The sequence below is a fragment of the Acinetobacter sp. ANC5681 genome, from assembly GCF_023488045.1.
Taxonomy (GTDB): Bacteria; Pseudomonadota; Gammaproteobacteria; order Pseudomonadales; family Moraxellaceae; genus Acinetobacter.
Genome location: NZ_JAMFKZ010000001.1, coordinates 222,951 through 249,434 on the forward strand (window position 1 = coordinate 222,951; position 26,484 = coordinate 249,434).

Below are 26,484 nucleotides of genomic sequence, written 5' to 3' on the forward strand. Positions count from 1 at the left end.
GAGCATCATTATTCTGCATCATTTATAAAGATATGTTTAGTTTGCATCCACAACTTGCTCAAGATACATTTTTTGTAGGCGACTTCCCGCTTTCAACATGTCGTTTAATGAATGATATGCAATTTCCCTGGTTGATCCTTGTACCACGTGTACCAGGCATTACAGAACTATATGAACTCAGCCAGGCAGATCAGGAACAGTTTTTACGTGAATCAAGCTGGTTATCGAGCCAATTGGCACGCGTATTCCGTGCAGACAAAATGAATGTTGCAGCACTCGGTAACGTCGTGCCACAACTGCATTTTCATCATGTTGTACGTTATCAAAATGATGTTGCATGGCCTAAACCAGTTTGGGGAACGCCAGCCGTACCTTATAGCAATGATGTACTCGCACATATGCGTCAAACATTGATGCTTGCATTGCGTGGTCAAGGCGATATGCCATTTGACTGGCGTATGGACTGATTTAGAAAATAGAATAAAAAAACAGTCTTCTATAACAAGGAAGGAGGGTAGGGTGTCACTAGACAGGTTTATAGATAAAGAACCTAGACAGTTCGCTTATTTTCATCGTTTGATGGGATATTCGATCTTGTCGCTTATTCTGGTAATTTATACGTTTACCTCTCCCAGTGCTAACTATCAGCTTTACATCCTTCCTTTTTTATTGATCCATCTTCTTATTTGTCCCAAATTAGAAAAATGGCTTCAGTATAAATATGATAAAAATACTGAAAAAAATGTACTCTTTGCTTTTGAAGCGGTCATCGTTGCAATTGTACTTGCAGGGTTACACCTAAGTTTAGTTCCTACTTTTACGATTTTATTTGGGCTTCTTTATGTTGGTTTAAATAATAAAATTACGCTCCCTGTTGCGTGTTTAATCGGACTGATCGGTGTTCTTACTTTTTACTTTTGTACTTTTACAATTTTTGCTGCTGAAGAATATTTCGAGCCTACAAATCCAGAACTGACTGTCGTTAGTTTATTTGGTTTGATGATGTTTATTGTGATTGGTAACTATTATCAACATAGAAGAATCAATATTTTAGGCCAACAGCGTCAGCATTATCATAACCAAATGACACGCTACATTGCTTTTGCTAACCAATTGAGTCGATATGCGCCATTACAATTATGGCAGTCGATCATGCGTGGGGAAGCTCAAGCTAAAATTGAATATAAACGTAAAAAATTAACCATTTTCTTCTCTGATATTCAAGGGTTTACTGAGCTTTCAGAAAGCCTTATTCCTGATGATTTAGCTTTTTTACTTAATGATTATTTAAGTCATATGACTGAAATAGCAAAACAGTATGAAGCAACCGTTGATAAGTTTATGGGCGATGCGATTCTCATCTTCTTCGGTGATCCAAATTCTCAGGGTGTTGAACAAGATGCGAAGTCATGTGTAGAAATGGCGATCGCAATGCGTCAGCAAATGAAATTGTTGCGTGAGCGTTGGAAGAAAATGGGCTATCCAGCTTTGCACATTCGAATGGGTATTAGTACGGGTTATTGTCACGTAGGTAACTATGGGGCTTCACATCGTATGGCTTATACCATCGTTGGTCGAGATGTAAATTTAGCAGCGCGTTTGCAGTCTGCTGCTGAAGTTGATGAAATCTTGATTGCTGATGACACTCACCAACTGATCAAAGGTGAGTTTTTATGCGTACCGAAAGTGCCAATTTATTTAAAAGGGATTCAAGGACCTGTTAAAACGTGGCAGGTAATGGAAAAATTCACAGGTAAGAAATCCGATACACAAAAATGGTTTGATTTCGATTATAAAGGCTTCCATCTGGTTTTGAACTTAGAGGAAGTGCAGAATTATGAATATCCAGAATTGGTTGAAATTTTGGAGAATATGGTTCAGCGCATCAAAACACAACAAAAAATTACCAATGCTCAGGGTATTCCAAAACTGACTTTGGATGATGAAGTAAGATAAAAATATTCAATAATTAATTATAGAGTTGAAATATGTCTGCATTCGTTTCAAAGTATCCATTGGCTATTGATGAGAACATGGTGGGTGAGTATCCTGCTTTGGTAAAGTCTGGTGCAGGTTATTTTTATGATGATGTTCTTGAATATCGAGTTTGGTGTCACCCAGAACGTGGTGCGCTAGATGAATATGAGGGGCAAGATTATTATTGTGCATTTTCCAGTTATGAAGATGCTCAACAGTTTTCCGAACAAACAGCTGGAGCGGAACATCCTTTGGTTTTGATACGTCAAAGCTGTTGGATTAATGAACCTCAAACAGGCGTATTTACTGCTGATCGTGGAGAACGTCTAACTGAGTGGCAAGTAATCTGGTTGAATAATGCAAAACGTCAAGATGGTGATATTGAAAATTTCTTTGTGAAACGAGGAATTGCATTTACAGGCTATCAGGAAGTGATGGATGCGACGCCTTTCACCAGAGATTTTAATCCGCAAGCATATAAAGCATTCCCACAATATTTAGGGGTTATTGCCTGTTCTTGTGTTATTGATGGAAAATTGCCAATACGTTGGGTATCTCACGCAGGCGGAGACTGGCAAATGTATTGTCATGTGGATGCACATGATTTTTCTGAAAATAGTTTGGATTTTGAGCAGAATATTCAATTGACCAATATGGCGCAATTACTTAAATATAATCCAGATTTGCAAATATTATATGATCTACCTATAGATAAAGGTGCTTATAGAGATCATGTGGAGTCTATTTGGCAATATTTTGATGATTGTGATGTTGATCAATAAACTTAGATTAAAAAACTCCTCTAATAAAGAGGAGTTTTTTTATGAATAAAGCTTAGTGATTTTCCGAAGCATGATTAATCGTATATTTCGGAATTTCAATTTCTAAATCTTCATCAACGATCTCAACCTGACATGATAGGCGAGAGTCAGGCTCTAAACCCCATGCACGATCAAGTAAATCTGCTTCAACATCGTTCATTTCTTCAAGGCTATCGAATCCTTTACGAACAATCACGTGGCAAGTCGTACATGCCGCAGACATGTCGCAAGCATGTTCAATTTTAATGCCTTGTTTCAATAAGCTTTGGCATAAATTGGCGTTTTGTTCGACTTCAAATTCTGCACCTTCGGGGCAAATGAGTGCATGAGGAAGAACTTTAATACGTGGCATATTGATCACCTATACCTTTAGTTTGAGTTTGACCAATCTTCAAGTTTTGTACCTTTTAAGGCATGGTCAATATGTCGATTCATACGAAGTGCTGCAAACGCATCGCTGTGAATTTTAAGTTGTTGAACAGCATGTTCAATCGCTGCAAGCTCATCGGTTTTAAGACGAGCTTTTAACGCTTCAGCAGCAAGAATTAAGTCGCGAGCCTGTTGCTGAGAGAGTAAATCGGTATCTGCTTTTAACGCTTGTTCTAAAGCTTCCAACTCACGTTGTGCTTCCACTTTTGTTTCTTGCAGATGGCGCAATTGTTTGTCTTCTTCCGCATGTTGGAAACCTTCAACCAAGAGGCGTTCAGTATCCGCTGCAGATAGACCATAAGATGGTTTGATATCAATTTGCGCTTGAACACCAGAAGTTGTTTCTTTCGCAGATACTGTCAGTAAGCCATCCGCATCAACTTGGAAGGTTACTTCAATGCGTGCTTGACCAGCAGTCATTGGTGGGATGCCATGTAAAACAAAGCGACCCAATGAACGACAATGCTCGACTAAATCACGTTCACCTTGTACCACATGAATCAACATGGCAGTTTGGCCATCTTGATAAGTGGTGAATTCTTGACGGCGTGCTACAGGGATTGCGGTGTTTCGTGAAATCAAACGTTCAACCAATCCACCCATGGTTTCTAGACCAAGAGAAAGTGGCGTGACATCAAGTAATAATGAACCATCTTGACTGTTGCCAATGAGCTGGTTGGCGGTAATAGATGCGCCAATTGCAACGACTTCATCAGGATTGATCGTACAGAGTGGTTCACGTTCAAATAATTCGCGTACAGCTTTTTGTACGGCATATGAACGTGTTGAACCACCTACTAAAACCACATGTTCGATTTCATCGAGTTCAAGTTTAGCATCACGCAGTACACGTTTACATACACTCATGGTTTTATCGAGTGCAACTTGAATAATCGATTCAAAAGTTGAGCGATCTAAAGTGAGGCGATCATCCAGTAATTTTAATTCAGCAGATTCATGATCTGTTAAGTATTCTTTGGCTTGACGCGCTGCAACAACAAAAACAGCATATTCTTCATCGCTTAAAGTTTCGATATTAAGCTGTTTTTTTGCCCATTTTACGATTAAGCGGTCAAGGTCATCACCACCAAGCGCGGTATGTCCACCAGTCGCAAGAACTTCAAAAACACCTTGTGAGAAACGTAAAATAGAAACGTCAAATGTACCACCACCTAGGTCGTAAATCACGTAGTTACGATCAGTGCTCAAGTTGGTATCTTGGTCTAATCCATAGGCAACAGCTGCCGCAGTAGGTTCATTCAACAAACGTAAAACATTTAAACCCGCAAGTTGAGCAGCATCACGTGTCGCTTGGCGTTGTGCTTCATCAAAATATGCTGGAACAGTGATCACTGCACCATTAATGGGGTTGTTGAGGCTTGCTTCGGCACGATCTTTTAACTGTTTTAAAATTTCTGCAGAAATTTCGACAGGCGTTTTACGACCAGCAGTAGTTTCAAATGCTGGCATCTCATTTTCTGCACCAACAAGTGTATACGGATGCTGGAATTTGATATCTGCTTGTGAGCGACCCATAAAACGTTTTACTGAAACAACAGTATTTTTGGGGTCAGTCATCATAAACGGCTTGGCTTCATAACCAAACGTCGTTGAATCTTTTGCGTAATGAACAATCGACGGCAGTAATACACGATCTTTGTCATCTTGCAGAACTTTCGGTTTTCCCGATAGCACTGTCGCCACTAAAGAGTGGGTTGTCCCTAAGTCAATGCCGATCGCAATACGATGTTGATGCGGAGCAGTAGATTGACCTGGTTCAGCAATTTGCAAAAGTGCCATGCGTGAGGTATCCCTTAAAAATATTTGGTAACAGCGGATTAAAAATCATCATCGAGATCGAAGCTATCTTCTTCGTCCAACATACGATCTTCAGCTTTATCAATATCATTCATTACACGTTGAAAAAAACGTAGTTTACGAACGGTATCACGAGCCTCAGCCCAGTCTTCTTCAGCAAAATCAATTTTAAATTCACGAACTAACCCGTCAATCCATTGCTGAACTTCAACTTTTAAGGTGCGAAGTTGCTCGGTAGAGGTGGCCTCATCAAGCTGTTCACGCATTTCGAGTGCAGATTGTAAAAATTCAAAATCGCTAATGGACTGATCCAAGTGATGATCTTGTTTTTTTAAGCCAAGTAAATACGCAGCACGACTATCAACTTGTGAGAGCACTTTATACGCTTGATTGATTTCACTCGACTTGATCAATGCTTGATCTTTGTCAGTGGCTTTATCGGGATGATATTGCTGTTGCAAACTTAAAAATTGTTTTTTTAAAGCTGCTAAATCTATATCGAGTGCTTCTGGTAATTGGAACAACTCAAAATGATTCATGGGAGATGAATTCCGCTATTAATAAATACGTTAAAACAGTGCGGAACACACTGTTTTGACGAAAAGAAAGAGGGTATTGCTAGTTAGACGGTAAATGATTCACCGCAACCACATTCACCTTTTTGGTTAGGGTTGTTAAATTCAAAGCCTTCATTCAAACCATTTTTCACATAATCCATCTCTAAACCATTGAGATAAACAAGGCTTTTAGGGTCAACAAAAACTTTAACACCGAGTTGCTCAAAGACTTGATCATGTGTATCGATATCATCGACAAACTCAAGTACATAGGCCAACCCAGAACAACCCGAAGTTTTCACACTAATACGAATGCCTTCACCCTTACCGCGGTTTTGCAGGTAATTGCTGATGTGAGTCGCAGCATTTTCAGTTAAATGGATCATGAAAACTCCAATATTATTTCGGTCATCACACAGCTTTCGCTTTCTTGCCACGATAGTCTTCAATCGCAGCTTTGATTGCATCTTCAGCCAATACAGAGCAGTGTACTTTTACTGGTGGAAGCGCAAGCTCAGTCGCAATATCAATATTTTTAATTGCTTGAGCTTCATCAAGTGTTTTACCTTTTAACCATTCAGTTACAAGAGAGCTTGATGCGATTGCAGAACCACAGCCGTAAGTTTTGAAGCGAGCTTCTTCAATTACGCCATTGTCATCGACTTGAATTTGTAAACGCATCACGTCGCCACATGCAGGTGCGCCGACCATACCTGTACCTACGTTTTCTGCATTTTTGTCTAATACACCAACATTACGAGGGTTTTCGTAATGATCAATTACCTTTTCGCTATAAGCCATATCGCTTCTCCAAACCTCGGGGTCAGCCTAATATTAATATGAGGGTTAAAACATACTTTTCAATGAAGTGCTCAATAGAGCACCCTATAAATTAGTGTTCAGCCCATTCAACTGTTGAAAGGTCAATCCCTTCCTTGTACATATCCCAAAGCGGAGAAAGTTCACGTAATTTCTCAACAGCAGCTTTGGTAATTGTTAACACGTAATCAATATCTGCCTCAGTAGTGTATTTACCAAAACTGAAACGGATTGAGCTGTGTGCCAACTCGTCAGATAAACCTAAGGCACGCAATACGTATGATGGTTCTAAAGTTGCAGATGTACATGCTGAACCACTTGAAACGGCAGCATCTTTTAATGCCATCATCAGTGACTCGCCTTCAACGAAGTTGAAGCTGACATTTAGATAGTTTGCAACGTTCTCAGTCGGATGACCATTCAAGAACACTTGCTCAAGGTCTTGGAAGCCATTCCAAAGTTTGTCACGTAGGTGGCGAAGACGCTCTTGTTCTGCTTGCATGGTTTTCCCAGCAATTTCAAAAGCTTCACCCATACCTACAATTTGATGAGTTGCTAAAGTACCAGAACGCATACCGCGCTCATGACCACCACCATGCATTTGTGCTTTTAAGCGAACACGTGGGCTACGGCGCACAAATAGAGCACCAATTCCTTTAGGACCATAAATTTTATGACCAGAGAAGCTCATTAAATCAATTTTCATGGTTGAAAGATCGATTTCGACTTTACCAGCGGCTTGTGCTGCATCAACGTGTAAGAATGTTTTATTCGCACGTGTTAACTCGCCAATAGCCGCTACGTCAGTAATGGTGCCGATTTCATTGTTGACCATCATCAGTGAAACAAGAATGGTATCTGGACGTAAAGCCGCTTTCACCATTTCAGGCGTAATTAAACCTGTACGTGGTTCAGGTTCTAAATAAGTAATTTCAAAACCTTGTTCTTCTAGCTCGCGGCAAGTATCTAACACTGCTTTGTGTTCGATTTTACTAGTAATGATGTGCTTGCCTTTTGAACCGTAAAACTGAGCAATACCTTTTAGTGCTAAGTTGTTAGATTCAGTTGCACCAGAAGTCCAAACGATCTCACGTGGATCTGCTTTAACTAGGTTTGCAACTTGTTCACGTGCATATTCAGCTTTTTCTTCAGCTTGCCAACCATAGGCATGCGAGCGTGATGCAGGATTACCAAAAGTCCCTTCGAAGGTTAAACATTCCATCATACGTTGTGCAACTTCAGGAAGTACTGGTGTTGTTGCTGCATAATCAAGATAAATTGGACGTTTCATGTCAAATACCTGTAACCGATAGGAGGGCTGAATCTAAACTTGCTGAGTTTTGACGTAGTGAAACAGTTTGAACGTTGTCACGTGCAATTAAGTCTGCAAGAGAAATTTTTGAGAGATAATCGGCAATATGGTGGGAGAGTTCTTGCCATAAGTCATGCGTTAAGCACATTGCACCATTTTGGCAGTTACCTTTATGGTCACAACGTGTCGCATCGACAGTTTCATTTACAGCTTCGATAATTTCTAGCACAGTGATTTCAGCGGCATTGCGTGCGAGATGATATCCACCGTTAGCACCACGAACGCTTGAAACTAACTCATGACGCTTAAGTTTCGCGAATAACTGTTCTAAATAAGCGACTGAGATGGATTGGCGTGCTGCTATTTCCGCAAGCGTGATCGTTTGTTCAGTTGGCTGCAAAGCTAAATCAAGTAGAGCGGTCACTGCGTAACGACCGCGAGTTGTAAGGCGCATGATTCGATACACATGGTTAGACTAGATGTCTAAATTTTATTAATTCCGACTAAAATAGTCAAGTTTTAAATTGTCATTATCAGTGTGAAAAGTGAAATATATTTGAATTATTGTGTCCACATAGTATAAACAAAAAAGGCAATAAAAATAAAGCTCAATACAGCAAAGCCAATATTGATCAGGCGCTGGCGTTTTTGCATTCGGTGAATACGGTTCTGGTATTGTTTTGCCTCAACCAGTAAGGTGTTGATTTCAGAACGTTGCTGGTCGATTTTATCAAGCAATGGCGCGATTCGTTGTTGAGACGCAATAGCTTCTGCATCATTATTAAATGCATTGAACCATTGTTTCCAATTTGCGAATATACTCGTGAGTGTGAGGTGAGGGATTAAATCCATCACATCTTCTTGAAGTCTTGCATCACCTAAAATACGCATATTGTAAATACTGCGCTGATTATTAAATACGAAAATTTTAATCAAATCGATGAGTGTGCTATTTATTTCTAGATCAACTTTTCGATCTAGTGCTTTCATATCAAATAAAATTCCCTTTTCGGTAAATTGGACATAAAAGTCAAAAAAAGGAATATAGCTGTTGATTCGAATGGTAACTTTTTCATCGATAAGTTTTTTCGCTTGCAAGCGTAAAGTTGCATCATGAGTGAGAATGAATGAAAAAAAAGTTTCTAAAACAATGATGACAATGTTTAGCAACAAATGGGGGTGTTTATGTCTTTGTTGCGTATCACTCATAGGTCTCTTTGTCCTTGCCAATCACACTATAAATTTCATAAAGCACGTAAATCTGAGTATCCATACTCAATTGTTAAAAATAATTTACATGACTTTATTGCTTTGTAGAACAGTTTTTTAAAACGATCAAGTCTTAACTTTGATATTATAAAAACATTTTTATGGTTAAATACGACATACTGTTTGTAAAGTGCTTGGGAGTAATGGTTAATGGACAACTCAAATGTAGAACACCCAACTGATGAGGCAAAGGTAAAAACTAAGCTAAAATCAAAGAGTTCTAAAAAATCTGCCCTTGATTTCAAAAAGTATACGCAACAGATTTGGCTGGCTGGATTAGGTGCTTTTTCACGCGCCGAAGAAGAGGGAAATAAATTATTTGACTCTTTAGTCAAGGTGGGTGAAGAGCTAGAATCCAAGACCGTAGATTTTGCTGATAACACTGTTGGAAAAGTAACTGAAAAAGCCAAAGAATCAGTGACGGATACTAAAGATAAAGTTGAAAAAATTTTAGACACAGGTGTGAATCATTCGTTGAATCGTATTGGTCTAGTCACTCCAAAAGATCTCCAGCATATCGAGCAACTTTTAGTTCAGCTACATATTAAAGTAGATGCATTGATTGAAGAAAATAATCTATTAAAGAGTAAATTGAATAAAAAGTAAAAAATATAGGCACTCGTCTGTTTATGTGGTTTTTGAGTATTTATTTTTGCTAAAAAGCCTTTCTAGTATTGCGTTCTCCCCTAAAGCATTGCTATAAAGGCGGCATGGCCTTTTAAACTATAGCCTTGGATCTTAACAAACGATATTAAGAGGATATTTTTTATCATGAATAAATCAGAATTAATTGATGCGATTGCTGAAAAAGGGGGAGTATCTAAATCGGATGCTGGTAAGGCACTCGATGCAACGATTGCGTCAATCACTGAAGCACTTAAAAGCGGTGATACGGTTACTTTAGTTGGTTTTGGTACATTTAGCGTTAAAGAACGTGCTGCACGTACTGGTCGTAATCCTAAAACAGGTGAAGAGCTTCAAATTAAAGCAAGCAAAGTACCTAGTTTTAAACCAGGTAAGGGTTTAAAAGATTCAGTTGCGTAATCTTTTTAAATCAGAAAACGCACCATTTTGGGTGCGTTTTTTATTTATTGAATGAAATACTTTATTCAGCATTCATTCGCTTTGGTTTTTCAGTTAAAATTGCCCCGAAATAAAATATTGGAATACTTATGGAATCATTTCGTACAGTCATTAAGGGTTGGCTTGGCAAAGTCCTATTAGTTTTGTTTTTGACCCCTTTAGCGCTTGTAGGTATTGAAGGATATTTTAGCGGCAGTAATAAAGCAGACGTTGCGAAATCCGTTAACGGACAAGATATTTCTAATAAAGACTTGGAAAGTGCGACTAAAAATTATAAAGATCAATATTTATCAATGGTAAAGGGTGATGAGTCTCTTTTAAATCAGCCCGTTATTCAGCAAAAAGCTTTAGATGCGCTGATTGCACGCTCTTTATTGCAACAACAGGCAGAAAAATTAGGTATTTCTTTAAGCGATACTCAGCTAGAGCAAATGTTGGCACAACAACCAAGTTTCCAAGAAAATGGAAAGTTTTCTCAAAAGTTGTATGAAAATTATTTACGTTCAGTTGGAATGACTAACCAAGCTTTAATCGCAAGTTTGCGTCAAGATCATGCCCTAAAAATGATTTCATCGACTTTGTTAGATTATGCGTTGGTAAGTCAATCTGATTTACATCAGCTTGCGAGTTTGCAAACAGAACAGCGTACTTTGCATTTAGCAAGTATTAAGTTGGATGATTATAAAAAAGGTTTGACTGCGTCGACTCAAGAAATAACAGAGTACTACAACAAGCATAAAAATGAATTTAAGCAAGTTGCGAGTGTTGACGTTGATTATGTGGTTTTAAGCCCAGCATTATTGCCTCAAACTAATTTAAATATCACCGAGGCTGATTTACAACAGGCTTATAAGGCTTTTGTTGAAAAGCAGCAGAAAGATGCAAAACGTGAAGTGAAGCATATTTTAATTACAACTGAAGCACGTGATGCTGCAGCAGCTCAAAAAATTGCGAATGATGTTTATGCCAAGATTCAAGGTGGAATGTCATTTGCTCAAGCGGCTGCACAATTTTCTGAAGACCCGACTTCAAAAGCACAGGGTGGTTTAGTTGATGCTTATGCGCCAGGTATTTTCTCAGCCGACTTTGATAATGCGGTTAATGCTTTAAAGAATGGTGAAGTTTCTAAACCTGTTAAAACACAATATGGCTACCATATTATTGAAGCAAATGCGCCAGTTGCAAATATTCCTTCATTTGAGAGTGAGAAAGCTCGCTTAACAGCTGAAGTGCAGAAGGCAAAAACTGGAAATTTATTTAGCGATACTGTAAATAGCTTAAATGAAATGGTTGTGGGTAATGACTCTTTAGAAGCGGTTGCTCAAGAAGTGAAGGGTGCTCGTGTTGAATCTTTAAATGGGGTGACCTTAACTACTCAAAACCCTTATTTGAGCGATTTAAATGTTAAAGCAAAACTGTTTAATGATGATGTGAAAAACGGTGACCGTAATGCATCTTCTAATATTCAGTTAGCGAATGGTGATACGATTTGGATTAAAGTCCGTAATTACCATGCAGCGGGCGTTAAACCATTAGATCAAGCGACTGCTGAAGTAAAAGCAAAAGTCATTGAAGCAAAGGCGTATAAAGCTGCTCAAGCAAAAATTGCAAAGATTTTAGCTGATTTTAAAGCGTTACCTGCTGCACAAGTTGTTGCAAAATCACAAGTCACTTTTGAAGATGCAGGTACATTTGCACGTTCTCAAGGTCTAAAACGTGCAATTGAGCGTGCTGCTTTCAGTATTCCAGCGCCAACTAAAGAAGGTATGTGGTCTGCTACGACAGCAAAATTACCTAATGAGTTGGTTATCGTTGCAGTTTCAAACGTGAATACTAATGCTGCAAATGAGTTACCGCCAGAGCAAATTACTGAGTTAACTAAGTTGTATCAGCAGTTCCGTGGTCAGCAGTTACTAGAAGACTATACTGATTATTTAAAATCACAGGCGAAGATCAAATAAGTTTGATCTAAGCTTTGAAATTTAAAAAGCCAGTTCTTATGAACTGGCTTTTTTGTGCATTAAAAGCATTATTTTTTCTGAATAAATTTAGCTTCTTCGGATTGTGGATATTGGTTAAGCAACTTTGTTTTATACTGGTTGGCAAGAGCAGTGTTTTTATCGACTTCTTTTGCAATGCTATAAAGCTGATAAACCGCTCGAGAAGCTTTTGCTGAATTAGGATAGCGTGTTACTACTATATTATAGTTTTGTTTGGCTGCTTTATAGTCAACAGGTTCAACCGCTAAATAAAACTCAGCCAGCCAAAAATAAGCGTTTCCAACATAAATTCCATTTGGGTGGTTCTTAATGAAATTTTGCATTGGTTGAATGGCTTTTTTTGCCCCACCTTGTTTGTAGGCATCTAGTGCAACCGTATATGCTGCTTTTTCTAGCTCAATTTGGTTGTTGGTATTGCTCGTGGTAGCAGTATTTGACTTCGGTTGTACGACAGGTGTTTGAGGCACTGAGTCCTGTTTTACAGGACTAGGAGCTGTTGATGTGGGTGCAGATGTTGGAGCTGAGTTTGTTTCTGTTTTTACTGTATCAGTTGTCGTACTATTTTCTGGTTCTGTATTTTCTTCTGGTGGGTCAATTTTTTGAGAGAGTAATTCTAAGCGTTGATCTAAATCTGTATAGCGATTTGCCAACTCTTTTTTCAGTTGCTCAATTGAATTGTCATGCTCTTCTAATTGTCCTCGTAATTTTCGAACTTCTTCTTCTAGTTTTTGGTTCTTTTGAATGAGATCCCAATTTAGGTTTGAGCCAGTATTAGAGATATTTGTATTATCTGCAATCGTCTGGCTTAGTGCACGAGATTCAATGGGAACATTTGCATATAAATGTGCGCTAGCGAGTAAGGCAGTAAAAAGTACGGAATACTTTTTTAACATAAAAATTCATCCATAAAGTTAAAAAGCCGTGAGCGAACAAGTCCTCATGTTTACTTGTGGCACACTAGATCTATGTTTTTGATTTAGTCATTAAAGCAGCAACTCATTTAAATGCAATAAGCATTTACAATCTTCAAGCATTTTTCGAATAAAGAAATTATCTGTTGTTTAATGTTTATACATATTTAAATTAAACGGATAATATAGAGATAGATTTTGCTGATGAAATAAGCAATTGAATCAAAAAGTCACTTAAAAACAGAGACAAGTCTTGCAACTCAGGTAAAAATCTCTATACTTTGTCAGGCAATGGTAGCCCTGCTGGTAGCTTCGCAATTGTACTCTATGAACCCCGCCAGGACCGGAAGGTAGCAACGGTAGTAGAACTATGATGTGCCGAAGTCATGCTAGTGGGGTTGCCACCATTTATTCTTCATCGCTCGTTCGAGCAATTGCTTTCATAATTATTCCCATATCAAATCCTCGGTACTGTAAGAATCTAATTTGTCTTGCTTTTAGTTTAGGATCAGTCTCTACTTCCATCCCGAATTTCTTTATTTTGAGTTGATAAGCTTGATCTAGCCAATCGACCTCTGAAAGTTCTTCTGTAATAAGTTCTATATCGAGTTGTTTTGCTTTTAAAGCCTGTTTAATTCTTTGTAATCCTTTACCTTTTCTAAGTTGACTGGCCAATGTGAGTTCTGCAACACGTTGGTCGCTTTGGTAATTTTGTTGTGCTAACTCATCAACTAGATTTGTGACTTCTTCTGGATTGATCGCATATTGATTTAATTTTGCTTCGAGATCTGCTTTGGAATAATCCCGACGTGTAAGAAGGGCAAATGCATAAGAGCGTAATCTTGCACCTGTTAGTGTTTTCGGTTTCTCTATTTTTTCAGAATTAAACAAGTTTTATATCCTCTTGAAAGAAAAACGCCCCGAAGGGCGTTTCAGCTTAGCTTTCTAAAAAATCTGGTTCTTCTTCATCTTCAGTTTGAGCTGCTTCTTTGTTGTTTTTAGTAAGAAGTTGTTCACGAATGACCTTTTCGATTTCTTGAGCCATTGCTGGATTTTCCTCAAAATGTCGAATCACGTTATTTTTACCTTGACCAATTTTATTGCCTTGATAAGAATACCAAGCACCCGCTTTTTGTACGATGTCTTGTTGAACAGCAAGATCAACCAATTCGCCTAACTGATTAGTGCCTTTGCCATACATGATTTGGAACACAGCTTCTTTGAACGGAGGTGCCATTTTGTTTTTTACAACTTTAACACGCGTTTCGTTACCTGTGATCTCGTCACCTTCTTTCACTTGACCAATACGACGGATGTCTAGTCGTACAGAAGCGTAGAATTTAAGTGCATTACCACCTGTAGTGGTTTCTGGACTACCAAACATTACACCAATCTTCATACGGATTTGGTTAATGAAGATCACCATACAGTTCGAGCGTTTCGCATTACCTGTAATTTTACGTAGAGCCTGACTCATTAAGCGTGCTTGTAAGCCCATATGCGAGTCACCCATTTCGCCTTCAATTTCGGCTTTAGGGGTTAATGCTGCTACAGAATCGACAACGATTAAATCGATTGCACCAGAACGCACCAACATATCGGCGATTTCGAGTGCTTGCTCACCGTGGTCAGGTTGTGAAACCAATAGATTATCAATATCTACGCCAAGCTTACGTGCGTATTCTGGATCTAATGCATGTTCTGCATCGATAAAGGCACAGGTACCGCCATTTTTTTGACATTGAGCAATCGCTTGTAATGTCATGGTAGTTTTACCTGAAGATTCAGGACCGTAAATTTCGATAATACGACCTTTAGGTAATCCGCCAATCCCTAATGCGATATCGAGAGTTAAAGAACCTGTAGAAACCGCTTCAACAGCTTGTACAGTATTATCACCTAAGCGCATCACGGTATTTTTACCAAACTGCTTTTCAATTTGGCTTAAGGCTGCTTGTAACGCCTTGCTTTTATTATCATCCATCTCAAAACCTCAAAACTTTATCTTCTTAACGACTAACCCAAGTGGATGTACTGAATCTCAACTTGTTGGGACTTGAGTATAGTGGCAGATTCTAGTTGTATATTCCACATCTGATCTGTGTCAGTACGACACAAGATGACGCATCCAAATTAGAAAATTTTATTCATCATGATATGACCATGATTGTACATTTTCTTGTTTAAAACGATTGATATCACGACGATCTTTTTTACTTGGTCGGTGATCAGGTCGGGCTAGATTATGCAATTTTCGCTGTGATGCATGCAACTCTCTGCGTTCAATACTTTCAGGCGTTTCTTCATAAAGAAGTTGAGCCATGGGAGCACCACCTCGAACAGCTGATAGTGCTTTCACAACAACGGTCTTTTTCTCAAAACCTTGCTGTATGGTGAGTTCCATTCCAATACGCACGTCTCTAGAAACTTTAACGCGGTCATTGTTGTGATGGACTTTACCACCTTCAATTGCGGCTTTGGCAATAGAGCATGTTTTAAAAAAACGTGCAGCCCAAAGCCATTTATCAATGCGCATGGCATCCATGCTGTCTGATTCATGCTGTTTTGGCATCTGTTACCTGTAAGTTGGTGTCAAGATAATCAAAGAGATTGGTTAAATGATCAAGTGATGGGTACGCTATTTCCGTGGCGAGTCGAGCTGGTTTAGCACTAGACGGTTGTAAAATGCTAAACAATTGGTTAATACCAAAACGTTCAGCACCTTGGAGTACCGCAACCGTATCATCAATAAATATTGCTTGAGCTGGATCAAATGGATGTATTTGCTGTAACTTTTGCCAAAAAGCGACTTCTTCTTTGGCATGCCCAAGCTCTTCACTACTGATCATGACTTCAAAGTAAGGGCTAAGTTCGACATTTTCAAGCTTCAGTTGTAAGCCTGCTCGATCAGCATTGGTCAGTAACCAACAGCGATAGCCTTGAGCTTTGAGTTGTTCTAATAATTCATGACAACCTTTACGCGCGCGAATTTTTTCACGGTGTTCATATTGTAGTTGTAAAACATCTACGCCAACTTTAGCAGTCCAATACGCCGAAGAATACCAAGATAGTGTATGCTTATGTTGTTGGTAAAATTGGAATAGTGTTTGTTTACTTTGCTCTAAACTGCATTGATGTGTTTGGGCATGACGTTCAGGTAAACAATGATTCCAAATAAAATCATCGAAGGCTAAATCGAGTAATGTGCCATCCATGTCGAACATGGCGATAGGCTGCTGCTGTAAATCTGAATATGACATAAGGCTGATCTATGTTTATTAAAACGCTTGCCCCACAAGATCAATTTATTCTGAAACTTGTGCCAATCATGGCGCAGGCAAGTCAAATATTATTGGAAGAATATCAAAATTATTGTGCGGGTGGTGAGTTTAATATTCAGGAAAAAAGTGATGATTCGCCTGTGACACAGGCAGATTTAAAAGTAAATCGTTTTTTATTAAAGCAGTTAGCGGAATTTACGCCAGAGTTACCAGTGTTGTCAGAGGAGAGTGATTATTCTGCTCGATCTGCTTGGTCACGTTGCTGGATGCTCGATCCTTTAGATGGTACGAAAGAGTTTATTCATGAGCGTGATGAATTTACGATTAATTTAAGCTTGATTGAGGGTAATGAAACGACTTTTGCGATTATTGCCGTACCCTGTGAACAGGTCATGTATATTGGCTATCAGTCACAGTTACCTTATAAGTATAGTTTTAGCCGTCAAGAGTGGTTTCAATATCAGGTCGAAGAACATGATTTGGCAGCACCACTTCAAATTGGTTTAAGCCATAGCAGTAGAAATCCCAAATATAAAAATTTTATCGAACCAATTTTGCGAGATCGTGCTGTAGAAAGACGCGAGGCAGGGAGTGCCTATAAGTTCTGCATGATGTTAGAGGGTGAAATTGATATCTATCCACGCTTTCATCCAACCTCAGAGTGGGATACCAGTTCAGGACAAGCTTTACTTGAAAGTATCGGTGGTGGATTGATGACTCTGGATGGAAAACCATTTCAATATAATCAGCGTGAAACGGTATTGAATGGTGGTTTTATTGCTTTTAGAGATCAATATTGCAAAAAAATTGCTTATGAGGCCTTGGCGCATTCAGGCATTTTAGATTGAGTCTTGTCGTCTGCATGGTATAGTGAGCTAAATTTAAGCTTGTATGTGAATATGGCCCTGCATTTATTGCCTAAAAGTATGTTTGAAGCAGTTGATCTGCTTCCTGATGCCTCAATTCCTGTAACACTGTTTACTCGCCATTCGTTGCGTGAATTGGTGAATGGGCAGGGTTTGGCTGGTTATGACTTGCAATTAACGGAACAAGGTCGAGATTTGGCTTATGCATGGGGTCAATATCTTATTAAAAATACGGATCGAGCAATTCAGCATTGTATCTCTAGTCCGATTCAGCGTTGTGTTGATACGGCTGCATTAATGATTCAAGGTGCAGATGGGATTCATGAGGCAATAAATACGCATACGATCGAAATTGTTGAGCAGCGATTGTTAGTAGAACCCGGAAGCTTTGTATTGGATATTCAGCAAGCAGCCCCTTACTTTCGTAAACAAGGTGCATTAGGGTTTATTAATAGCTTTGTGAATAATGCTTTGCCTGGTATGAAACATCCAATTACAGGCGTTTTTGATGTTCTGGAGCTGTTATATCATACCCATCCGACCCAACATCAGGGTTTAAGCTTGGCTGTTAGCCACGACACCATTATTGCGGCGATCGTTGCAGTGATTTCAGGTCAAACACAAATTGATAAGTCGGATTGGCCTGAGATGATGGAGGGCTTATTTGTGTGGTTTGAAGGTGAGGATTTTAGCAGTAGTAAGCTAAAATGGATCTGGCGTGGTCAAAAGCATGAATTGGTTATTAAAGATTTTCAGAATAAATAAGATTTTTGAAAAGTATGATTTAATTGTGCAATTTAAAATTAAAAAATTACTAACGTTGCATTACTAAGTTGAAGACAATAAAAAAGCCCGAAAATCGGGCTTTTTTACATGCATCAAATTAGTTAGCTAATGCTTTAATTTGAGCGTTTAAGCGGCTCTTGTGACGAGCAGCTTTATTTTTGTGGATGATGCCTTTATCAGCCATACGGTCGATTACAGGTACAGCTGTTTTATAAGCTTCTGAAGCAACAGCATAGTCACCAGCAGCGATCGCATTTACAGTACGTTTGATGTAAGTACGAACCATAGAACGCAAGCTTGCGTTGTGTTTACGTGCTTTAACGTTTTGACGAGCACGTTTTTTAGCTTGAGCAGAGTTTGCCACTCGTGCACTCCTTGAAAATAAGTTGGTCTGGGCGGGCTGAAGTTAAAACCAAAAAATATTGGCAACATTCACCAGCCCGTAAACAAGTGCCATATTTTGAGGAAACTAAGCCCCGAAGTCAAGCCTTGTGATACTTTTAAGTACATTTAACAGGTGATAATCTTGCAAGAAAACGTTACATTAGGCTTAGTTATGAGTCGGAATAAATAAAAATGAGAATAGGTGATAAAAAGGCAATTGTTATTGGTGCTACAGGGCTAGTGGGTGAAGCGTTAGTGGCTGAATTGGAACAGTCAAATGATTTTAGTTCTGTGACTGTTGTAGTAAGGAAAAATTCAGATAAATTAAAATCTTATAGTAAAGTAAATCAGCTTATTCTAGAAGATTTTTTGCTTTTGAATGATGAAGATGTCAGCGCTCATACACATGCATTTAGTTGCTTAGGTAGCACGATTAAACAAGCTGGATCGAAACAAGCATTTTACGCAATTGACTATGAAATTAACGCTCATTTTGCTGATTTAATCCAAGATAAAAATATTCATTTATTGGTGGTCAGTGCTTTAGGGGCGAATGCTAATTCACCAGTTTTCTATAATAAAGTTAAAGGTGAGTTGGAAAACTACTTAAAAAGCTTGTCGATGTATAAGCTCTCAATTTTTCAACCGTCACTCTTAATTGGTAAGCGTAGTGAAGTACGAGTTTTAGAAGATGTGGCACAAACGTTATTTAAATTGGTCGAAAAAACTTGGACCAAGCCGTTTAAATATAAACCTGTAACCGCAGAACAATTGGCGCATACTATGCTAAATGCAGCTCAAACTCAGACAGCAGCATTCAAGCTGTACGATAATTTGATGATACAACAAACCCAATAATGGAGATTTTCAGTGACTACGATTCCTTTTGTAACTTGCGATTTGTTAGATGATAATCCTGAGAAAGATTTACAGGTCGTAACACCATCATTAGACGGTAAGTTTTTTAAAAGTTATGGTGCGCGTAGAACCTTTGGTGGGCAGGTTGTAACAGTCAAGTGTTTTGAAGATAACTCACGTGTAAAAGAGCTATTGGCAACTGATGGTGCAGGTAAAGTGCTGGTTGTAGATGGTGGCGCTTCTATGCGTTGCGCCCTGATGGGTGACTTGATTGCAGAATCGGCGGTGAAGAACCAATGGAATGGCGTGGTGATTTATGGCTGTGTACGTGATGTGGATGCAATTGCCGAACTTGATTTAGGTGTGCATGCATTGGCTGCAATTCCACAAAAAAGTAATCGTAAGGGCATAGGTGAAGTTGATATTACATTGTATTTTGGTGGTGTGACGATCAATTCTGGCGATTATATCTATGCGGATAATAATGGCATCGTAATCGCGAAAGAAAAACTAATTGACTGCTAAAGGATAGCAATATGCTCAAAATGGTGAATCATCAATTTAAGGTTTTACAATCTGTTGTTGCAACTTTAATTGAAGGCGGAAGAGGTGTGATGGGAACACCCCAACCGAATCAGCCTTCGAAACCGTTAAAACTTTATGAGTTTGAAGGTTCACCCTTTTGTCGCCGTGTTCGTGAAGTGATTACCATGCTGAATCTGGATGTGGAAATTTATCCATGTCCGAAAGGTGGTCAAAAATATCGACAAATCGTTAAAGAAAAAGGTGGTAAAAAACAGTTTCCTTTTTTGATTGATGAAAACACGGGTGATCAACTCTATGAGTCACAAGAGATCATTCATCATCTATTCAAACACTATGGTAAAACTGGGAAAACGCCGAAAAAATTCAGCCACTATCCAAAGCTTCCTTATGTTTCTGCTTTAGCCTCACTTGCAAATGCAGCACGTGGTGTATGGATTAACAAGAAAATTGTTAATCGAGCAGCACCAAAACAATTACTTGAATTGTGGAGTTTTGAAGGAAGTCCCTATACACGATTGGTTCGTGAAGTGTTAACGGAATTAGAACTCCCTTATGTACTACATAATGTACCAAAAGAACGCTGGCAAGATATGGGACCAGCAAATTTGCGTTTAAAACCTGGTCAATATATTCCATTACCGAATGGGAAGCGTGAAAAGGTTGTTGAAGTGATGGGACGAGATATTCAGGTTCCATATTTGGTTGATCCGAACACGGGTGTGAAAATGTTTGAATCAGCTAAAATTGTTGAGTATCTAAAGAAACAGTACGGACAATAAATATTGAAAAAGCACCTTCAAGAAGGTGCTTTTTTTATCATTTGCTTGTTGCACTCATGATTGTTTTGCAGGTTAAATACTTTTGTTAATATTGTGATGTGATCAACTAATGTTCAGTCAGTTATCTAGTTTATTCAAAAGCTCAAAAGAGACACCAGAACAATTGTTTTTGAAAGAGCATGCTTTAGCCTTTGATAAGGAGTATGGCGCTATGTTAAAGGGTGTAAAACTGAATGAACTGGGTTTTCGTCTGGAATATTTCTCAAATCGAAAATTAGATCGATTTGATGATCTAGAGAAACTGTTTAGGATTGCACCACAAATTAATGAAAAGATTGATTTGGAATTGCACTCACAGCGATTTGTTGAGCGCTTAGGAAATACAGAAGAAAACCTTAAAGAGTTAAAGCAAATCATTAAAGTTTTAAATGATTATTATGTGAAGTTTCAAAGACCAAGATAAGTATAAATATTTTTATGAGTTTTAATATCTAAATAAAAAAGCTGAATCATTTGATTCAGCTTTTTAGTATGCAAGCTAATGATTATTTTTCAATAATTGCTGTTACACCTTGACCACCAGCAGCACAGATCGAAACTAAGATACGACCTGAACCTTTTTGGTTTAAGATTTTCGCAGCAGTCGCGATGATACGACCACCAGTTGCAGCGAATGGGTGACCCGCAGCTAAAGAAGAACCTTTAACGTTTAATTTGCTACGATCAATTGAACCTAAAGGTGCATCTAAGCCTAAGCGCTCTTTACAGAACTTCTCATCTTCCCAAGCTTTCAAAGTAGAAAGTACTTGTGATGCAAATGCTTCATGGATTTCGTAGTAGTCGAAGTCTTGAAGTTTAAGGCCAGCACGCTCAAGCATACGTGGAACTGCATAAGCAGGAGCCATTAATAAGCCTTCTTTCTTGCCAACGAAATCAACCGCAGCAGTTTCAGTGAAAGTTAGGTAAGCAAGGACTTCATGACCATTTGCTTTAGCCCACTCTTCAGAAGCTAAAAGTACGCATGAAGCACCGTCAGTAAGTGGAGTAGAGTTACCCGCTGTCATTGTTGCAGCTTCGCCTTTACCAAATACTGGTTTTAATTTTGCTAATTTCTCAGCAGTTGAGTCAGCACGTAAGTTGTTGTCACGGCTTAAACCTAAGAACGGTGTGATTAAGTCATCGAAGAAACCTTCTTCGTATGCTTTTGCCATTTTTTGATGAGAAGAAGCTGCTAAAGCATCTTGATCTTCACGGCTAATGCCCCATTCAAGAGCAGTAATTGCCTGATGGTCACCCATTGAAAGACCTGTACGTGGCTCACCATTTTTCGGTGCATCCATCAAATCTTTAACATTGATTTTTTTCAATGCTTTAAGGCGGTCTTTACCTGTTTTAGCGATATTAAGCTGAAGTAAAGCTTTGCGTAAGCCATCACCTAAAGCGATCGGAGCGTCAGATGTAGTATCAACACCACCAGCGATACCTACTTCAATTTGACCTAGAGCGATTTTGTTCGCCACAAGGAAAGCTGCCTGTAAACCAGTACCACACGCTTGCTGAATGTCATAAGCTGGCGTTTCTGGTGCAAGTTGAGTGTTTAAAACACACTCACGAGTCATGTTGAAGTCACGGCTGTGTTTTAATACTGCACCTGCAACCACTTCACCTAAACGTTGGCCTTGTAGGTTAAAACGCTCAACTAAGCCGTTTAATGCCGCGGTGAACATATCCATGTTTGAAGCAGTGAAATATGCGCCGTTTGAACGTGCGAAAGGAATACGGTTACCGCCAATAATGGCAACACGGCGAACAGTGTTTTGGCTCATGCTTTTATCCTGTTGAACAGAAGGTTTGGTTGTTTTAGCTGGTGCTACTTTTGTAGATGTAGAAGAAGCAGTGCTTTTTGTACTACGACTGGTAGAACGAGGGCGAGTCGTTTTAGTTGTCGTACTTGCTGCTTTAGGAGTTGCGTCAGCACTTTTACTTGGAGTAGAAGTTGCTTTTGATGTATTTGACACAGTCTCTTGAGCAGAATTCTCGACTGCTGGATTTTCTTGAGTTGTTTTGCTCATAAGGCTTTTCCAAGCATAATTGCGATATTCTTGCTATAACCATAGCATATTTCCAATACTGCTGTATTGACTAGAATGACGCTTTAGACCACATTCAGGTCAAGACATCCAGACATGAAGTCAAGTATGATTTATTGTGAGTCAATCAAACATTGGTTTCATGTTATTTTGCTGACATGGTTTAGATGTTTGTAAAAAATTCATTTGTATGAGAGATAATAATCATGACCGATCAATACCAAGCATTTACACAATCACCTTTGGGTAAATTTGTTGTAAAAAATTTAGGTTTACCATCGCCAGCTGCTCTAGATCGTTTTGAAAGTGGCCAACCTGTTGTAAATGGTGCCGTATTGCTTGGCGCAGCACCTTCAAGCACGATTTCCGCTTCTATTGCACAGGTTCTTAGTAATATCCATGCAGATAGCTACGTAGGCAATAACGTTGAATTACAGCAAACTGCTGCAAAAGTAGGTTTAAACCTTCGTCCTTTGAATGCAGATGATAAAGAATCTAAGTTTAAAGCAGTTGTATTCGACGCTTCTGGTATCCAAAATTCAGAACAATTAAAAGAGTTGTACAACTTCTTTAATCCAATCGCTCGTCAAATCTCAAGTTCTGGCCGTGTAATTGTAATTGGTACAACACCTGAAACAGCTAAAACAGTAAAACAAGCGATTGCTCAACGTGCGCTTGAAGGTTTTGTGAAGTCTGTTGGTAAAGAATTCAAAAAGGGTATCACTGCTCAAGTGGTTTATGTAGATCAAGGCGCTGAAGCAAACTTGGAATCTACTTTACGTTTCTTAATTTCACCACGCTCTGCTTATGTATCTGGTCAAGTGATTCGCGTATCTAAAGCAGATAATGTTGACCTAGATTGGGCTAAACCTTTAGCGGGTAAAACTGCTTTAGTTACTGGTGCAAGCCGTGGTATCGGTGAAGCGATTGCAAATGTATTGGCACGTGACGGCGCGCATGTAATTTGTTTAGATGTTCCACAACAACAAGCTGACTTAGAGCGTGTTGCTGGTTCTATTGGTGGTTCAGTATTAGCAATCGATATTACTGCTGCTGATGCAGGTGAAAAAATCAAAACTGCTGCTGCGAAGCAGGGCGGTTTGGACGTGATTGTTCACAATGCTGGTATTACACGTGACAAAACTTTGGCGAATATGAAGCCTGAGCTTTGGGATTTAGTGATTAACATTAACTTATCTGCTATCGAGCGTGTTAATGATTACTTACTATCTAATGATGGTTTAAATGCAAATGGTCGTATCGTTTGTGTATCATCTATCAGTGGTATCGCTGGTAACCTAGGTCAAACGAACTATGCTGTTTCTAAAGCAGGTGTAATTGGCTTGGTTAAATTTACTGCACCAACTTTGAAGAACGGTATTACAATCAATGCTGTAGCACCAGGCTTCATTGAAACTCAAATGACAGCTGCGATTCCATTTGCGATTCGTGAAGCGGGTCGTCGTATGAACTCAATGAACCAAGGTGGTCAACCAGTCGATGTAGCTGAAGCGATTGCATGGTTTGCTTCAACGGGTTCAACAGGCGTAACGGGTAATGTTGTGCGTGTATGTGGTCAAAGTTTACTAGGTGCTTAAGCATTAGGGTTTTGAAGAGGGGGTGCGATAGCATCCCTTTTTTATAGAAAAATATCAAAAGGTTAACTATGAATACTCGTCATTTTAGTGAATTACCAAAGCCTTACTTAGCTTATCCAAAAGTTATTCAAGGTCTTATCTTTAAAAAGCCAAAAGGCGAAAAAGTATTACCACAAGTTGAATACGTGGTTGATACTCTTAAAATTGATACGAAACATTTAGAAAGCTATAACGAAATTTGTGGTTTCAAAAATGATGGTTTCGTGCCAGCAATTTACTTAGCTGTGTTATCTCAAAGCTTACAAATGCATATGATGACCAGTGAAGCATTTCCATTTGCAATTTTGGGTTTGGTGCATATTCGTAACCAAATTAAACAAACTCGTAAAATTGGTGTGAATGAGCAAATTACGCTTTCTTGCAAATTTGGTGAGCTTAAACCACATGATAAAGGTTTGCAGTTTGATTTTATCACGACTGCAAAAGTAGGTAGCGAAGTGGTGATGGAAAGCTTAACGACTTATTTGTCTCGTCAAAAGGTTGAGAAAAAAGCTGCTGAAAAATCTAAAGAAGCTCAAGAACCTTCATATCAACCTCAAGCTGAATGGAATATCTCTGAGAATACTGGTCGTCGTTATGCGATGATTTCTGGCGATTTTAACTTGATCCATATCCATGCTGTTACAGCAAAAGCATTTGGTTTTAAACAAGCGATTGCACACGGGATGTGGAGTAAAGCAAAAGCTTTGGCGAACGTTCAACTTCCAGATGCTTATGAAGCGGATGTATGGTTTAAATTGCCTATGTTCTTACCATCTACAGTTGAATTTTTAACTGCTACAGATGCTAAGCAAACTGATTTCCTGATCCGTAACGTGAAATCGAAAAAACCTCATGTCGCTGGGACTGTAAAAGCAATTTAAGATGTAATTTTCATTGAGATCTATCTCTTCTGTTCGCAGGAGAGATTTTCTTAAAAATAATATTATAAGGATGTGTGCTTTGATTAAAGAATTTCTTTTTGCCAATACTGAAAACTACCATGGCACTGTTGATGAACGATTCAAAGATTTAGCGACTCAATTTAGCCGATTCCAAGATGCTCGAAGCCATGAAGGCGGAGCTGCTTTGGTTGTGTATTTCCAAGGTCAAAAAGTTGTTGATATTTTTACTGGTAAGAAATCACAAAATGAAGCTTGGCAAGCTGATACTTTGTCGATGTGCTATTCGACAGGTAAGGGCATATTGGCAACACTTGCACATATCTTGGTGAGTGAACGTTTACTTGATTACGATACTCCAATTGCACACTACTGGCCTGAGTTTGCTCAAAATGGCAAAGCCAATATAACATTGCGTCATGTCTTGTCCCATCAAAGTGGTTTGTTTGATATTCGCAATTTGATTGATACAGCAACGGAAATGCTGGATTGGCCGCATATGCTGGATGTCATTGCTAAAGCGACACCTCGTTTTGCAGCAGGACAAAGTTTTGCTTATCAACCGCTGACTTATGGTTGGCTCGTAGGTGGGGTCATTGAAAAAGCAGCGAAACAGCCTTTAAGTTGGTTAATGCAACGTTATTTGGTGCAACCACTTGAGTTGAATGGTGCTTATTTTGGCGTGCCTGCTTCTGAGCTGGATCGGGTTGCTCGTTTGCTGGAAAAACCTAAAAAATCATCTTTACCAAAGCCACAAGTTAAAAAAACTGATCAACCACGTAAAGTATCATTATCAGAAAAATTACTAGAACTTTCTGGGCAAAGCCCCCAAGATTTCCAAGATGCCATGATTCCAAAAGCCATGCGTAATTTTAGCTTTTATAGCAATGCTGGTTTACAAGCCGTCATTCCAGCGGCAAATGGTGTCTTTACCGCAGATAGTCTGGCTAAAGTTTATGCCATGCTTGCTAATCAAGGGCAGTGGAATGCTCAACAATTGATTCGTCCAGAAGTATTTAAGCAGTTAAGCACCGTACAATCTAAAGCACGTGATCGAGTGATGCCAATTCCAATGCATTGGCGTTTAGGCTATCACCGTATTTTAACAATGGGCAAACGTGCACCACATGGTTTTGGACATATGGGCTTTAATGGTTCAGGTGCATGGTGTGATCCTGACCGTGAACTCAGTTTCGCTTATACGCATAATTTTAGTACCACTTCTGCAACAGGCGATTATCGTTTATGGGGCTTGAGCCAAGAAACCTTGCGTTGTGCTGATGCGGTTTTACAGGGAAAGAAAGGGTGGTTTTAATTTGATCTGGTGTAATGAGGCTGCATATGGTAAATAACAGCCTC

At 39.0% G+C, this 26,484-nt stretch carries 30 protein-coding genes and 1 other RNA gene; 16 read left to right on the plus strand and 15 right to left on the minus strand.

Features of this window, described 5'->3' with window-relative positions; translation table 11 throughout:
• The first annotated feature begins 32 nt into the window (after positions 1 to 32).
• From M5121_RS01055 to M5121_RS01065, 3 genes are read left to right on the plus strand one after another with little or no spacing between them, the layout of a single operon-like run.
• Positions 33 to 467: an HIT domain-containing protein gene (locus M5121_RS01055; protein ID WP_004759860.1), complete on the plus strand. Its 435-nt coding sequence runs from the start codon at positions 33 to 35 to the stop codon at positions 465 to 467.
• Positions 468 to 519: 52 nt separating this feature from the next.
• A complete protein-coding gene (locus tag M5121_RS01060) occupies positions 520 to 1,956 on the plus strand; it encodes an adenylate/guanylate cyclase domain-containing protein (RefSeq protein ID WP_249570021.1) in 1,437 nt (478 codons plus the stop codon).
• Between the two features lie 32 nt (positions 1,957 to 1,988).
• Positions 1,989 to 2,759 carry a hypothetical protein gene (locus tag M5121_RS01065; RefSeq protein ID WP_249570022.1) on the plus strand — a complete coding sequence of 257 codons (771 nt, stop codon included), beginning with the start codon at positions 1,989 to 1,991 and terminating at the stop codon, positions 2,757 to 2,759.
• Between the two features lie 52 nt (positions 2,760 to 2,811).
• Here M5121_RS01065 and fdx read toward each other — a convergent pair whose 3' ends face one another.
• The 8 genes from fdx to M5121_RS01105 all read right to left on the minus strand — a co-directional run bounded on the left by fdx (position 2,812) and on the right by M5121_RS01105 (position 8,942).
• Positions 2,812 to 3,150: an ISC system 2Fe-2S type ferredoxin gene (gene fdx, locus M5121_RS01070; RefSeq protein ID WP_004661453.1), complete on the minus strand. Its 339-nt coding sequence runs from the start codon at positions 3,148 to 3,150 to the stop codon at positions 2,812 to 2,814.
• Between the two features lie 17 nt (positions 3,151 to 3,167).
• Positions 3,168 to 5,027, minus strand: a complete 1,860-nt coding sequence (gene hscA / locus M5121_RS01075; RefSeq protein WP_249570023.1) for a Fe-S protein assembly chaperone HscA — start codon at positions 5,025 to 5,027, stop codon at positions 3,168 to 3,170.
• A 38-nt stretch (positions 5,028 to 5,065) separates the two neighbouring features.
• Positions 5,066 to 5,584 carry a Fe-S protein assembly co-chaperone HscB gene (gene hscB, locus M5121_RS01080; RefSeq protein WP_004758242.1) on the minus strand — a complete coding sequence of 173 codons (519 nt, stop codon included), beginning with the start codon at positions 5,582 to 5,584 and terminating at the stop codon, positions 5,066 to 5,068.
• Between the two features lie 83 nt (positions 5,585 to 5,667).
• Positions 5,668 to 5,988, minus strand: coding sequence for an iron-sulfur cluster assembly protein IscA (gene iscA / locus M5121_RS01085; RefSeq protein ID WP_249570024.1), 321 nt, complete (start codon positions 5,986 to 5,988; stop codon positions 5,668 to 5,670).
• A 25-nt stretch (positions 5,989 to 6,013) separates the two neighbouring features.
• Positions 6,014 to 6,403 carry a Fe-S cluster assembly scaffold IscU gene (iscU, locus tag M5121_RS01090; RefSeq protein WP_004677862.1) on the minus strand — a complete coding sequence of 130 codons (390 nt, stop codon included), beginning with the start codon at positions 6,401 to 6,403 and terminating at the stop codon, positions 6,014 to 6,016.
• Positions 6,404 to 6,494: 91 nt separating this feature from the next.
• Positions 6,495 to 7,712: an IscS subfamily cysteine desulfurase gene (locus tag M5121_RS01095; RefSeq protein WP_249570025.1), complete on the minus strand. Its 1,218-nt coding sequence runs from the start codon at positions 7,710 to 7,712 to the stop codon at positions 6,495 to 6,497.
• A 1-nt stretch (position 7,713) separates the two neighbouring features.
• Entirely contained in the window at positions 7,714 to 8,187 is a 474-nt protein-coding gene (locus M5121_RS01100; RefSeq protein ID WP_005160806.1) for an Rrf2 family transcriptional regulator, read from the minus strand.
• A 107-nt stretch (positions 8,188 to 8,294) separates the two neighbouring features.
• Positions 8,295 to 8,942: a hypothetical protein gene (locus tag M5121_RS01105; RefSeq protein WP_249570026.1), complete on the minus strand. Its 648-nt coding sequence runs from the start codon at positions 8,940 to 8,942 to the stop codon at positions 8,295 to 8,297.
• Between the two features lie 210 nt (positions 8,943 to 9,152).
• On the opposite strand from M5121_RS01105, the gene M5121_RS01110 reads away from it, so the two are divergent.
• The 3 genes from M5121_RS01110 to M5121_RS01120 all read left to right on the plus strand — a co-directional run bounded on the left by M5121_RS01110 (position 9,153) and on the right by M5121_RS01120 (position 12,046).
• On the plus strand, positions 9,153 to 9,608 hold the full coding sequence (locus M5121_RS01110; protein WP_249570027.1) for a phasin family protein: 456 nt from the start codon (positions 9,153 to 9,155) through the stop codon (positions 9,606 to 9,608).
• 165 nt (positions 9,609 to 9,773) lie between these two features.
• Positions 9,774 to 10,046, plus strand: a complete 273-nt coding sequence (gene hbs, locus M5121_RS01115; protein WP_004661469.1) for a non-specific DNA-binding protein Hbs — start codon at positions 9,774 to 9,776, stop codon at positions 10,044 to 10,046.
• A gap of 128 nt (positions 10,047 to 10,174) precedes the next feature.
• The gene (locus M5121_RS01120) at positions 10,175 to 12,046 is read left to right on the plus strand and encodes a SurA N-terminal domain-containing protein (RefSeq protein ID WP_249570028.1); all 1,872 of its coding nucleotides are present in this window, start codon (positions 10,175 to 10,177) and stop codon (positions 12,044 to 12,046) included.
• A 68-nt stretch (positions 12,047 to 12,114) separates the two neighbouring features.
• On the opposite strand, the gene M5121_RS01125 is transcribed toward M5121_RS01120, so the two are convergent.
• Positions 12,115 to 12,978 carry a YbgF trimerization domain-containing protein gene (locus tag M5121_RS01125; protein WP_249570029.1) on the minus strand — a complete coding sequence of 288 codons (864 nt, stop codon included), beginning with the start codon at positions 12,976 to 12,978 and terminating at the stop codon, positions 12,115 to 12,117.
• A 319-nt stretch (positions 12,979 to 13,297) separates the two neighbouring features.
• Between M5121_RS01125 and ffs the strand changes: the two genes are divergently transcribed.
• Positions 13,298 to 13,394, plus strand: an RNA gene (ffs, locus tag M5121_RS01130) — signal recognition particle sRNA small type.
• Positions 13,395 to 13,404: 10 nt separating this feature from the next.
• Here ffs and M5121_RS01135 read toward each other — a convergent pair.
• The 4 genes from M5121_RS01135 to M5121_RS01150 form a co-directional block, all read right to left on the minus strand.
• A complete protein-coding gene (locus M5121_RS01135) occupies positions 13,405 to 13,887 on the minus strand; it encodes a regulatory protein RecX (RefSeq protein ID WP_249570030.1) in 483 nt (160 codons plus the stop codon).
• Between the two features lie 46 nt (positions 13,888 to 13,933).
• On the minus strand, positions 13,934 to 14,980 hold the full coding sequence (recA, locus tag M5121_RS01140) for a recombinase RecA (protein WP_004661473.1): 1,047 nt from the start codon (positions 14,978 to 14,980) through the stop codon (positions 13,934 to 13,936).
• Positions 14,981 to 15,139: 159 nt separating this feature from the next.
• Entirely contained in the window at positions 15,140 to 15,568 is a 429-nt protein-coding gene (locus M5121_RS01145) for an RNA-binding S4 domain-containing protein (protein WP_249570031.1), read from the minus strand.
• Positions 15,552 to 16,256, minus strand: coding sequence for an HAD-IA family hydrolase (locus M5121_RS01150; protein ID WP_087544356.1), 705 nt, complete (start codon positions 16,254 to 16,256; stop codon positions 15,552 to 15,554). The genes M5121_RS01145 and M5121_RS01150 overlap by 17 nt, the downstream gene beginning before the upstream one ends.
• 11 nt (positions 16,257 to 16,267) lie before the next feature.
• Between M5121_RS01150 and M5121_RS01155 the strand changes: the two genes are divergently transcribed.
• Entirely contained in the window at positions 16,268 to 17,125 is an 858-nt protein-coding gene (locus M5121_RS01155; RefSeq protein ID WP_249570032.1) for a 3'(2'),5'-bisphosphate nucleotidase CysQ family protein, read from the plus strand.
• Between the two features lie 51 nt (positions 17,126 to 17,176).
• On the plus strand, positions 17,177 to 17,908 hold the full coding sequence (locus M5121_RS01160; RefSeq protein WP_087536862.1) for a histidine phosphatase family protein: 732 nt from the start codon (positions 17,177 to 17,179) through the stop codon (positions 17,906 to 17,908).
• 118 nt (positions 17,909 to 18,026) lie between these two features.
• Here the strand turns inward: M5121_RS01160 and rpsT are convergent, their stop codons facing one another.
• A complete protein-coding gene (gene rpsT / locus M5121_RS01165; protein ID WP_004639414.1) occupies positions 18,027 to 18,293 on the minus strand; it encodes a 30S ribosomal protein S20 in 267 nt (88 codons plus the stop codon).
• Between the two features lie 212 nt (positions 18,294 to 18,505).
• On the opposite strand from rpsT, the gene M5121_RS01170 reads away from it, so the two are divergent.
• From M5121_RS01170 to M5121_RS01185, 4 genes are all read left to right on the plus strand, one after another.
• Positions 18,506 to 19,171 (plus strand): NAD(P)H-binding protein, encoded by a 666-nt coding sequence (locus tag M5121_RS01170; protein WP_249570033.1) that lies wholly within the window; start codon positions 18,506 to 18,508, stop codon positions 19,169 to 19,171.
• Positions 19,172 to 19,183: 12 nt separating this feature from the next.
• Positions 19,184 to 19,696 carry a ribonuclease E activity regulator RraA gene (gene rraA / locus M5121_RS01175; protein WP_249570034.1) on the plus strand — a complete coding sequence of 171 codons (513 nt, stop codon included), beginning with the start codon at positions 19,184 to 19,186 and terminating at the stop codon, positions 19,694 to 19,696.
• 11 nt (positions 19,697 to 19,707) lie between these two features.
• Positions 19,708 to 20,496 (plus strand): glutathione S-transferase N-terminal domain-containing protein, encoded by a 789-nt coding sequence (locus M5121_RS01180; RefSeq protein ID WP_249570035.1) that lies wholly within the window; start codon positions 19,708 to 19,710, stop codon positions 20,494 to 20,496.
• A 109-nt stretch (positions 20,497 to 20,605) separates the two neighbouring features.
• Entirely contained in the window at positions 20,606 to 20,959 is a 354-nt protein-coding gene (locus M5121_RS01185; RefSeq protein WP_249570036.1) for a hypothetical protein, read from the plus strand.
• 82 nt (positions 20,960 to 21,041) lie between these two features.
• Here M5121_RS01185 and M5121_RS01190 read toward each other — a convergent pair whose 3' ends face one another.
• Entirely contained in the window at positions 21,042 to 22,568 is a 1,527-nt protein-coding gene (locus tag M5121_RS01190) for an acetyl-CoA C-acetyltransferase (protein ID WP_249570037.1), read from the minus strand.
• Between the two features lie 224 nt (positions 22,569 to 22,792).
• On the opposite strand from M5121_RS01190, the gene M5121_RS01195 reads away from it, so the two are divergent.
• The 3 genes from M5121_RS01195 (at position 22,793) to M5121_RS01205 (ending at position 26,440) form a co-directional block, all read left to right on the plus strand.
• Positions 22,793 to 24,184: a 3-oxoacyl-ACP reductase gene (locus M5121_RS01195; protein ID WP_005402414.1), complete on the plus strand. Its 1,392-nt coding sequence runs from the start codon at positions 22,793 to 22,795 to the stop codon at positions 24,182 to 24,184.
• 68 nt (positions 24,185 to 24,252) lie between these two features.
• On the plus strand, positions 24,253 to 25,107 hold the full coding sequence (locus M5121_RS01200; protein ID WP_004962709.1) for a MaoC family dehydratase: 855 nt from the start codon (positions 24,253 to 24,255) through the stop codon (positions 25,105 to 25,107).
• A 79-nt stretch (positions 25,108 to 25,186) separates the two neighbouring features.
• Complete coding sequence (locus M5121_RS01205; RefSeq protein WP_249570038.1) at positions 25,187 to 26,440, plus strand: serine hydrolase domain-containing protein; 1,254 nt, start codon at positions 25,187 to 25,189, stop codon at positions 26,438 to 26,440.
• Positions 26,441 to 26,484: the final 44 nt, after the last annotated feature.